Annotated in this window: 10 protein-coding genes; 8 read left to right on the forward strand and 2 right to left on the reverse strand. The window is 40.7% G+C overall.

Annotation, left to right across the window (positions count from 1 at the left end; all coding sequences use genetic code 11):
- Positions 1–91: 91 nt before the first annotated feature.
- The 6 genes from CWB65_RS10805 to speD all read left to right on the forward strand — a co-directional run bounded on the left by CWB65_RS10805 (position 92) and on the right by speD (position 5,766).
- Positions 92–1,297, forward strand: coding sequence for an aspartate aminotransferase family protein (locus tag CWB65_RS10805; protein ID WP_006791288.1), 1,206 nt, complete (start codon positions 92–94; stop codon positions 1,295–1,297).
- Between the two features lie 85 nt (positions 1,298–1,382).
- Positions 1,383–2,399 (forward strand): arginine N-succinyltransferase, encoded by a 1,017-nt coding sequence (astA, locus tag CWB65_RS10810; RefSeq protein WP_010557689.1) that lies wholly within the window; start codon positions 1,383–1,385, stop codon positions 2,397–2,399.
- 15 nt (positions 2,400–2,414) lie between these two features.
- Positions 2,415–3,884: a succinylglutamate-semialdehyde dehydrogenase gene (gene astD / locus CWB65_RS10815; RefSeq protein ID WP_138740560.1), complete on the forward strand. Its 1,470-nt coding sequence runs from the start codon at positions 2,415–2,417 to the stop codon at positions 3,882–3,884.
- A 129-nt stretch (positions 3,885–4,013) separates the two neighbouring features.
- On the forward strand, positions 4,014–4,361 hold the full coding sequence (locus CWB65_RS10820) for a DUF3802 family protein (RefSeq protein ID WP_006791285.1): 348 nt from the start codon (positions 4,014–4,016) through the stop codon (positions 4,359–4,361).
- Between the two features lie 90 nt (positions 4,362–4,451).
- Positions 4,452–4,865: an OsmC family protein gene (locus CWB65_RS10825; protein WP_138740561.1), complete on the forward strand. Its 414-nt coding sequence runs from the start codon at positions 4,452–4,454 to the stop codon at positions 4,863–4,865.
- An 88-nt stretch (positions 4,866–4,953) separates the two neighbouring features.
- Positions 4,954–5,766, forward strand: a complete 813-nt coding sequence (gene speD / locus CWB65_RS10830; RefSeq protein WP_006791283.1) for an adenosylmethionine decarboxylase — start codon at positions 4,954–4,956, stop codon at positions 5,764–5,766.
- Between the two features lie 95 nt (positions 5,767–5,861).
- Here the strand turns inward: speD and CWB65_RS10835 are convergent, their stop codons facing one another.
- Positions 5,862–7,205, reverse strand: coding sequence for a M24 family metallopeptidase (locus CWB65_RS10835; RefSeq protein WP_138740562.1), 1,344 nt, complete (start codon positions 7,203–7,205; stop codon positions 5,862–5,864).
- A gap of 127 nt (positions 7,206–7,332) precedes the next feature.
- Positions 7,333–8,616, reverse strand: a complete 1,284-nt coding sequence (locus tag CWB65_RS10840) for an aromatic amino acid transport family protein (RefSeq protein WP_138740563.1) — start codon at positions 8,614–8,616, stop codon at positions 7,333–7,335.
- Between the two features lie 751 nt (positions 8,617–9,367).
- On the opposite strand from CWB65_RS10840, the gene CWB65_RS10850 reads away from it, so the two are divergent.
- Positions 9,368–9,757 carry a hypothetical protein gene (locus tag CWB65_RS10850; protein WP_138740564.1) on the forward strand — a complete coding sequence of 130 codons (390 nt, stop codon included), beginning with the start codon at positions 9,368–9,370 and terminating at the stop codon, positions 9,755–9,757.
- Positions 9,758–9,852: 95 nt separating this feature from the next.
- Complete coding sequence (locus CWB65_RS10855; RefSeq protein ID WP_138740565.1) at positions 9,853–10,215, forward strand: DUF7674 family protein; 363 nt, start codon at positions 9,853–9,855, stop codon at positions 10,213–10,215.
- Positions 10,216–10,317 lie beyond the last annotated feature (102 nt).

Below are 10,317 nucleotides of genomic sequence, written 5' to 3' on the forward strand. Positions count from 1 at the left end.
CAGACACCTGAACGTACTTAAAAGCTTGGTTAATATTTTTAATCAAACACTTATTTATGCTTTGTGTAGATCACAATTAAGAGGAAATAAAATGACAGTCAATCGCGAATTATTTGATCACGTAATGGTTCCTAACTACGCACCTTCAAGCGTAATTCCTGTTCGAGGCGAAGGCTCTCGCGTATGGGATCAACAAGGCAAAGAGTTTATCGACTTTGCTGGTGGTATTGCTGTTAACTGTCTTGGCCACTGTCACCCTGCTTTAGTAGGTGCATTAAAAGAACAGGGCGAAAAAATTTGGCATTTATCAAATGTTATGACTAATGAGCCGGCGCTTCGCCTCGCTAAAAAAATGGTTGATGCCACTTTTGGTGAAAAAGTTTACTTTGCTAACTCTGGCGCAGAAGCAAACGAAGCCGCACTTAAATTAGCGCGTCGTTTTGCACTTGATAAGTTTGGCCCAGAAAAATCACAAATTATCGCATTCAACAAAGGTTTCCACGGTCGTACATTCTTTACTGTAACTGTTGGTGGCCAAGCGGCATACTCAGATGGTTTTGGCCCTAAGCCGGGTGACATCGTACATTGTGATTACAACGATCTAGCCGCATTTGAAGCGCTAATTAGCGACCAAACATGTGCCGTAATGATGGAACCACTGCAAGGTGAGGGCGGTATTGTTTCGCCAACTGACGAGTTTGCTCAGCAAGTTCGCGATTTATGTACTAAACACAATGCGCTACTTATTTTTGATGAAGTGCAAACAGGTGTTGGCCGTACAGGTGACTTGTACGCATACCAAGGTTTAAATGTAGTACCTGATATTTTAACTTCAGCAAAAGCATTAGGCGGCGGTTTCCCAATTGGCGCAATGTTGACTACAACAGATATTGCACAGCATCTAAAAGTAGGTACTCATGGTTCTACTTACGGCGGTAACCCGCTTGCATGTGCTGTTGCCGAAGCCGCATTTGATACTGTTAACACACCCGACGTACTTGCCGGTGTAAAAGAAAAAGCAGCTTTATTTAACGAACTTCTTGCAGCGGTAAACGAAAAATACAACGTATTTAGCGAAATTCGCGGTAAAGGTTTATTAATCGGTGCTGTTGTGAATGAGCAATATAAAGGCCGCGCTAAAGAGTTTTTAGTAGCCGGTACTGAACAAGGTCTAATGTCATTAGTGGCAGGTGCTGACGTTGTTCGTTTTACACCGTCTCTTGTTATCCCAGAAGCGGATATTCGCGAAGGTATGGCACGTTTTGAAAAAGCAGTTGCAAGCGTAGTAAACGCATAAGCTGCTTTAGCCAATCTACCGAGGGCAAACATTGTTTGCCCTACGAATTTTATTTACCGTTATTTATAAGGGAGCAAGCGGACTCATGATGATCCTTCGCCCAATCCAGCAAAATGATTATTCAGCATTACTGACAATCGCCCACGAATCGGGCCATGGTTTTACATCTTTGCCTTTAAACGAAGAGCTATTACAAAAGAAGATTGACCATTCAGTAAGCTCATTTGCTAAACAAACGTCACAACCCGGTGACGAAGGCTACTTGTTTGTTCTTGAAGATAGCGAAACAGGTGAAGTAGTAGGTACCTCGGCAATAGAAGCTGCTGTGGGCCTAGATGATGCGTTTTATCATTACCATTTAAGTAAAGTAATTCACTCTTCGCGCACACTAGACGTTTACAAAGCGGTTGATATTTTAACGCTATGTAACGACTACACTGGCGCAACTGAGCTGTGCACCTTGTTTTTGAAAGACGGCTATCGCAAAAACTGTAACGGCAAACTGCTGTCTAAAGCACGCTTTATGTTTATTAAACAACACCAAGCACGCTTTGCCGAAACCGTTATTGCAGAAATGCGCGGTGTGTCTGATGAAAACGGCAATAGCCCGTTTTGGAAGTGGTTAGAAGAACACTTTTTCTCAATGGACTTCCCAACAGCAGATTACTTAACGGGTATTGGCCAAAAAGTATTTATTGCTGAACTGATGCCTAAATACCCAATTTACGTCAATTTATTGAGTAAAGATGCGCAAGCGGTAATCGGTCAAGTTCACAACAATACTCGTCCAGCGATTGAATTATTAAAAAGCGAAGGCTTCACGTTTAACGGCTACGTCGATATTTTTGACGCAGGTCCAACAGTTGAAGCAAAAGTAGATAATATAGCTACAGTACGTAACTCACACGACTTTATTGTTGAAATTGGTGAGCAAACGGGCGACACCATGGTGTTATTAGCAAACGACAAGCTCGAAAACTTCAGAGCGACCGTTGCATCAATGAGTTTCGACGAACGCGCTAAAACCGTTGTTTTATCACAACAAGTAGCCGACGCCCTGCAATTACAAACGGGCGATACTGTTAGCGCAACCCCAGTTTAATTTAGGAGAAAGTATATGACTCATCCTGCACAATTTATTAATGGTCAATGGTCACAAGGCCAAGGCTCAGAATTTAACTCAGTAAACCCAGCAAATAACGATGTTATTTGGCAAGCATCATCAGCCACTGCAGAGCAAGTTGATGCAGCTGTTGGCGCTGCGCGTGAAGCGTTTTACGCATGGGCTGATAAAAGCTTTACTGAGCGTTTAGAAATAGTAAAAGCATTCGTAGTACAATTAAAAGAAAACAGTGAAGAGCTTGCAATCACCATTGCACAAGAAACAGGTAAGCCATTATGGGAAACACGCACTGAAGCGGGTGCGATGGTTGGTAAAATTGCCATTTCTGAAAAAGCATTTTTAGAGCGCACGGGCGATGTCGAAAATGCAATGCCATTGGGCCGCGCGATGATTCGCCACAAGCCACACGGTGTTGTAGCCGTATTTGGCCCGTATAATTTTCCGGGCCACTTACCAAACGGCCATATTGTGCCAGCGTTACTAGCGGGTAATACGGTTGTATTTAAACCGTCTGAACTAACACCAAAAGTGGCTGAGCTTACCCTTAAATTGTGGGAAAAAGCGGGTTTACCAGCAGGCGTTATTAACCTTGTTCAAGGTGAAGTTGAAACGGGCAAAGCCCTTGCTGCTCATAAAGGCATTGATGGCTTGTTCTTTACTGGTTCATCGCGCACAGGTCATATTTTACATGAACAGTTTGCAGGCCAGCCGGGTAAAATTTTAGCTCTCGAAATGGGCGGTAATAATCCGCTTATTATTACTGATGTTGAAGATACTAAAGCCGTTGTTCACGATATTGTGCAATCAGCATTTATCTCGAGCGGTCAGCGTTGTACCTGTGCTCGTAAGTTATTTTTACCAACAGGTAGTAAAGGCGATGCAATATTAGAGCGCCTAATTACTGCAACTAAAGCCATTAAAGTAGGCAACTACGACGATGAAGATCAGCCATTTATGGGCTCTATGATCTCATCAGCGGCAGCAGCGGGTATGGTTAAAGCACAACGCGAGCTTGTTGAGCTTGGCGGTAAGGTCCTTGTAGAACTAGAGCACACAGCAAATACCGGTTTTGTAACGCCAGGTATTATTGAGTGTTCAGCAATTGGCGACTTCCCAGATGAAGAGCATTTTGGCCCACTTTTAAAAGTATTCCGCTTTGACGACTTTGACAGCGCAATTGATAAAGCAAACGACACAAGCTTTGGTTTATCAGCAGGCTTACTCAGTGACAGCCAAGCTGATTACGACCACTTTTTACGTCGTATTCGTGCTGGTATTGTTAACTGGAATCGCCCAATTACGGGTGCGTCTAGCGCTGCACCATTTGGTGGTATTGGCGCATCAGGCAATCACAGAGCAAGCGCGTACTACGCAGCTGACTACTGTGCATACCCTGTAGCTTCAGTAGAGCTTGAAAAAGTAGCCATGCCAGCAACATTAAGCCCAGGCTTAAAAATAGATTAAGTTAATAATACTTAATTAGTATAAAAGCAGCTTCGGCTGCTTTTTTTGTATGCTTAAATCACAAAGCTAGCAATCAACCGCGCTTTCTGCTTAAATCAGCGTAAGTAATATTATTAGGTGGTAAATATCATGGTTTTAGATAGGCAAGGGTACGATGATTTAATCATGTATCTAACTCAAAATTTAGCATTGTTTGAGAAGCCAGGTGTAATAAAACCAGGCGCTCCAACGGTAATGGAACTCATAGAAGATGTTATTGCCGAAAACGTTATGCTAATTTGTGAACAGCACACAAACCTCAACACAGAACAGCGCAGCTTAATTGTACGCGAGGTTGATGGCATTGTTTACGATTTACAAGAAGTGCTTAGCAGCATTACGTCACAGCCTGTTACGGTTGAGCAACATGAGTTTATTGACGAATTTGCCAGCTTAATTAAAAATCTCTTCGACAGCGCTGTTTCGCAGCAGTATTAAGCCTCAATTTATAGTGCCGCGTATCGCATTTTCGTTTGCAACTGCGGCCAACTTGCTTACAATCAACAAAAATATTTTTGAGATAAAAACATGCAAGCAAATGTAAAGTGGGTCGAAGGCGACACGTTTGTAGGTCGTTCTAATTCTAATCACAACGTAGTATTTGATACCGGTAGCGATAGTGCGGCACCTAGCCCAATGGAAATGGTGTTGATGTCGGTTGGCTGTTGTTCATCGGTTGACGTTGTGGGTATTTTAAAAAAAGCTAAACAAAATTTTTCAGACGTCCAAGTACAATTGAGTGCTGAACGCGCCGAAACCGCTCCTCGCGTATTTACTAAAATCAATTTACATTTTGTTGTTACAGGCAAAAACGTGTCTGAAAAGCACCTTGCACGCGCTGTTTCTTTGTCTGCTGAAAAGTATTGCTCGGTAGCATTAATGCTTGATAAAACAGTAGAAATTACTCATAGCCATGAAGTTGTGCAAGAACAGGTAAAATAACGCTTTTTCCATAAGGAAAATTCGTATAAAATCCGCGAACTTTTCATTCTGCAGGTGCAGATTTCACTAATTTATAGGTTGGTTTATTATGAACAAACCCTTCGATAAACTTAAACTTCATGGCTTTAACAATTTAACCAAAAGTTTAAGCTTTAGTATTTACGATATTTGCTACGCAAAAACCGAGCAACAACGTAAAGAATATATTGAATATATCGATGAGCAGTACAGTGCAGATAGACTAACCGACATTTTAGGTGAAGTTGTTGATATTATTGGTGCCAATATTTTAAATGTTGCACGCCAAGATTATGAACCACAGGGCGCCAGTGTAACTATTTTGGTTTCGGAAGAGCCAGTAGAAGAGCAGCAAAATTACGATGCTGACGAAGCACCAGGCCCATTACCTGACTCAGTGGTTGCACACCTAGATAAAAGCCATATTTGTGTACACACATACCCAGAAGCTCACCCTGATGATGGTATTTGTACATTCCGTGCTGATATTGAAGTATCTACGTGTGGTATTATTTCGCCGCTTAAAGCATTAAACTTTTTAATTCATAGTTTAGAGTCTGACGTGGTAACAATTGACTACCGTGTTCGTGGTTTTACTCGCGACGTAAACGGCGTTAAGCACTACATTGACCACGCTATTAACTCAATTCAAAACTTCATGACAGACGATACCAAAGAAGCGTACCAAATGATGGACGTAAACGTGTATCAAGAAAACCTGTTCCATACCAAAATGATGTTAAAAGAAACCGACCTGAACACATACTTGTTTGGTCTTTCTACAACTGATTTATCGGATGATGAAGAAGAAGAAATTCGCTCTAAGCTAAACCGTGAAATGCAAGAAATATTCTATGGTCGTAACCTGCCAGAAACAGAATAATAGTCACGTTAGTTAAATAAAAACGGCGCTTATTAAGCGCCGTTTTTGTATGCGTTAATAAATATACCTATAAATCACTTACATCAGAGTTTAGGTTATTTAACAAGTAACAACTCGGATTGTCGGCCGTTTAAGTACCACACGCCGGTTTTATCAAAAATAGCGTCTTCTTCTAGCATTATGCGTATTTCTTTATTCCATGGTTTTATAAACACCGCATTGTTAAGCTCAATAGAGTAAGCGGTATTTAAATGCAGTGGGTAGTCGCCATCGCCGGGTACACCCTGTTGTGAATCCCACATACCCAGTGTGGTACCCGCAGCATGACCATGATAGCCAAGCGGGTGCGTATAAATAGTGGGTTTTAAACCTTGGCCAATGGCTTTTTCGCGAGCGGCTTTTAATACCTGATTACCCGTTTTACCTTCGCCAAATTCAGCGGTAAAAATGTCTTGTAGTTTATTGCCTTTTTTAAGCGCATCAACAAGGTAAGCGGGCGCATTGGTTTCGCCAGACTTTAAAACATAAGCATGTTGTTGGGTGTCGGTATTTAAGCGTAAGTACGTAATACCAAAATCGACATGCAGTAAGTCACCCGCTTGAATAACGTTATCGGCGTAACCATTAGTAAAGCTGTCTTCGTGATCGAACGATTGGCTGTCGGCGCGTTGTATTGCAATACTTGGGTGAAACCATGTTTGCAGTTTTAACTCTTTTACGCGCTCTCTAAACCACCACACTAAATCGTCGCTGGTTGTTTTGCCCACCGTTATTACTTTGCTTGAAAAACCCTCGGCAATAATAGCGTGCGCAATAGCAACAATGTGTTTATACATGTCTATTTCTTGGGGAATACGCTGCTCTAACCAGGCAACTGCCAGCGGCTCGGCCGATATTATTTTATTTTTATAAGCGCTAGGTAAGTTGGCCATTAAGGTATTGTAATCGCCTAGCACTAAGCCGTCGGCATGACCCCAATCGGTAGACGTATTGAGTGCAATGTTATCTGGGTTGTAGCGTTCAATAATATCGTTCAGTGCTTGCCACTGGTTTGGCTGCGCCTTTTTGTCCCAGCCTTTTGTAAATACGTTACCTATTTTATAGGGCGCAATAGCGTAAGCATCCACATTGCCTTGTTCATTTAAGGCAAAGAGCAAAATGGTGGTACGCCTTGCCGATAACCAGGTTGCTGGCAGCATTGTTTTTAATATGGGATCTTCGTTGTATTCGCGGCTAATAAGCAGCCACATATCGATGTTGTGTTGCTTCATTAAGCTGGGCATTAATGTGTTTACCCTAAGCTCGGTTATATTATCTATAAACGCAGCGCGTTCTTTCATCGATAAAATAGCAGGCACGCCATCGGCTTTAGCTAAGGGACTTAAAACAAGCGTAGTAAGTAAGCTCACGCAAAGTAGGAGTTGTTTTGTAAGGTGCATAATTGTTTTATTTTTAGGCTAGTTAATTTATAACATGCCTTAATAGCAGTCATAAAAAAACATTTTGAGATAAACAGCACACAAAAAAGCCCAGCTAACTCGCTGGGCTTTAGCATGAATAGGAATATTATTTAATCATGCTGTAAATAAGTGCAAATACCGCAAGCGCACCTACCGCTAACACAAACAAAGTACTTAAACGGTTACGATACTTATGCAGAGCCGGTACTTTATAAACTGCAATCATAGGCATGATAAATAATATCATTGCAATAATAGGGCCCGACAGCTGATCCATCATATCGAGTATGCTTGGGTTTTTAACTGCACAAAACCAAATTGCAAAAAACATAATAACTACGCCAATTTTATCTACCGTTTTAGCACCAAGCTGTGTTTGCTTAGTCACCAAGCCTGTAAAGCTTTCGCGGGCTCCTAAAAAGTGACCTAAAAACGACGACGTAATGGCAATAAAGGCAACTAAAGGCCCAAGCGTCGCAATAAACGAGTTATGGGTAATGTTAGCAAGGTACGATAAAACCGAGACGTTATCGGCTTTTGCTTGTGCCATCTGCTCACCTGTTAGCGACAACACGCACGAAAATACAAACAGCAATACAAACACAATTAACAGTAAGCTTGTGCGCTTTAAAATGGCTTCTGATTTTCGTGTAGCAAGGTCGTCATAGTGTTCGCGTTGTACATGCACAAAGCTTGAAATAGCCGCTGCATGGCTAAACGAAAACACAATAATAGGAATAGATAACCACAGCGTTTTACCAAAGCTGCCCACTTCAGGTAGGCTCATGTCTGGCATTTGCCAGCTAGGAATTAAATACAAGGATAAAAAAAACAAAATACCCACAAGCGGATACACCAAAATAGAAAACGCGCGCAGCATTAGGCGCTCGCCACCCATCATTAGGCTTATCATACCGGCTACCAAAACACCCGAAAGCACTACGCGAGGCGGCGATTCCATGCCCAGCTGGTTTACCATAAAGCTGTCTACGGTGTTGGTTAAGCCTACACCGTAAATAAGCAAAATAGGGAATATAGATAAAAAGTATAACAATGAGATTAATCGCCCTGCATTAACGCCAAAGTGTTCTTCAACAACATCGGTAAAATCGGCATGCTTATTTTTAGACGATAATACAAAGCGTGCTAAACCACGGTGGGCTAAAAAGGTCATCGGAAACGCTAAACACGCCATAATAATCAGCGGCCAAAAACCGCCAATACCAATGTTAATAGGTAAAAATAAAATACCCGCACCAACGGCGGTACCAAAAAGGCTTAAGGTCCACTGCGTATCGTGTAGGTTCCATTTAGATTTTGCGTTTGAATTTGCACTTGAATGCGCGTGTGTTGATGCATTTGAATGCGTTGCATCTAAAGGTGTTGTCATGTGTGTGTGCCGTCCATTATTTATAATAATAACCGCGCCGAAGGATATAGTTTTTGGCCCACTTTTTCATGTTTTTAGCGCCCTAGAGCCACAATTAACTGCGTTAAAATAGCCCCCAAGTGTCATGAATACGAAACAGCGGTGTAAAAGTAAACAAAGCCAGCACAAGGTGTTTAAAAATGTAGTAATGACACGCTTTACTATTTCTAGCACAGCTAAATAACTCGCTAAAATATAATATTTATAATTGGCAAACACTTACACGGTTTGTTATTAATAGGCGTTCATAAAATAAGGATGTTTTCATACAAAAATGGTGAAAGTGTTCTTTTGTTAAATTGTCAGGTTTTTCATCGTGTTAATTCATATAGTTTTTACTGAAACAGCAGTAATATTAACGAAGGTCGAATATAAATCATTCAGGGAAATACAAAATGATTTTTGTGACTTCAAAGCGTCACTTGGTCCTTGGACAGAGTGTGAGGTTTTTGATTATCTAAATTTTGAATATTCAAATTTAGCACCGAATGCTAGGGATCAACTAAAAAAGCTTAAATCGAGTGGGCACAACGAAATTGTACTTTCTTTTTGCGATAAGGCATAAACCTACAACTTAATAAATTAACTCACTTTTGTGCATACATGAAGGGCAGCTGTGCAATTTATTTAGAGGTTTTATAATGTTTATAGGCAACAATCATTAATGCGGTGCTTCACTAACTGGTTGGCTAGACTTAAGTTGGAATCAAATTTGAAAATTATTATTGTATTAATATGTTTAATAACCTCTTTTAATTCCTTCGCTTGTTTTGTTCAACCAGAAGGTTTAACAGAACAACATGAAACTCAATTAATTAATTATTTAATTTATGCTGGTGTTCTAATGACTGCAGCTTTATTTATTAGGGCTTCATATAATATACAAAAAATTTGGATTCCAATTTTGTTGCAGGTTATTTTTGGGTATTTTCCAATGTATCTGTATATGCTGGAAATAGCAGGTGTATCACCTTATTCAGGCTCCTGTGGTGCTCCTGGGTTTGTTTACATTGGTAAAGTATTAGCCATTGGTATGGCCTGTATTTTTGCACTTGAAGCAGTTTTATTCTTTAAGGGCAGAGGAAGTAGAAAAGTAAAATAATAAGCTCGGATTTTATTTTTATTTAGAATTAGGATAAACAATAAGTCTATAGTTTTACACCGGCATGTGAATGACTACGTATTAACAGGCAATATATGGCAGACCAAGAAATAAGACAATTTATTGAGGATATACAATCTAAGTTTCCAGATGTCATACCGCTAATGGATAAACACGAAGAATGTGAATTCGCTTTTCGTATGGAGGAGTTCGCAAATTTAACAACGTTTGCATTCAACGAACAGAAAAACGCCGACGCCCTAAAGTATTTGTCATATATGAATCTAAAACTAGAGACTGCAAGCCCTGCCGAGTTTGAATATATAGATACCTATTATGTTGAGCACTTGTTTTGGAAAGCGACTCCCATCGGAATTGAAATGGGCTGGCCACTCGTCCCCGGTAAACTAAAAAAGCTGTACTTAAATTTTCATGGGCGAGCGCCTCAAATACGTTGAGTATTGGTAAAGTGAATCGCCCCGTGTTTGCCAGAGACTCAATAACTTGAGAAACTGGAACTATGAAAAAATCAAATCGCTATACATCAGAATTTCGTGATC

The organism is Pseudoalteromonas sp. S554, from assembly GCF_005930865.1.
In the GTDB taxonomy this organism is placed as follows: domain Bacteria; phylum Pseudomonadota; class Gammaproteobacteria; order Enterobacterales; family Alteromonadaceae; genus Pseudoalteromonas; species Pseudoalteromonas marina.

What these genes read in the sequence shown, in the direction of transcription:
- CWB65_RS10805 (WP_006791288.1), top strand. Translation starts at nt 92, where the DNA reads ATGACAGTCAATCGCGAATTATTTGATCACGTAATGGTTCCTAACTAC.
- astA (WP_010557689.1), top strand. Translation starts at nt 1,383, where the DNA reads ATGATGATCCTTCGCCCAATCCAGCAAAATGATTATTCAGCATTACTG.
- astD (WP_138740560.1), top strand. Translation starts at nt 2,415, where the DNA reads ATGACTCATCCTGCACAATTTATTAATGGTCAATGGTCACAAGGCCAA.
- CWB65_RS10820 (WP_006791285.1), top strand. Translation starts at nt 4,014, where the DNA reads ATGGTTTTAGATAGGCAAGGGTACGATGATTTAATCATGTATCTAACT.
- CWB65_RS10825 (WP_138740561.1), top strand. Translation starts at nt 4,452, where the DNA reads ATGCAAGCAAATGTAAAGTGGGTCGAAGGCGACACGTTTGTAGGTCGT.
- speD (WP_006791283.1), top strand. Translation starts at nt 4,954, where the DNA reads ATGAACAAACCCTTCGATAAACTTAAACTTCATGGCTTTAACAATTTA.
- CWB65_RS10835 (WP_138740562.1), bottom strand. Translation starts at nt 7,205, where the DNA reads ATGCACCTTACAAAACAACTCCTACTTTGCGTGAGCTTACTTACTACG.
- CWB65_RS10840 (WP_138740563.1), bottom strand. Translation starts at nt 8,616, where the DNA reads ATGACAACACCTTTAGATGCAACGCATTCAAATGCATCAACACACGCG.
- CWB65_RS10855 (WP_138740565.1), top strand. Translation starts at nt 9,853, where the DNA reads ATGGCAGACCAAGAAATAAGACAATTTATTGAGGATATACAATCTAAG.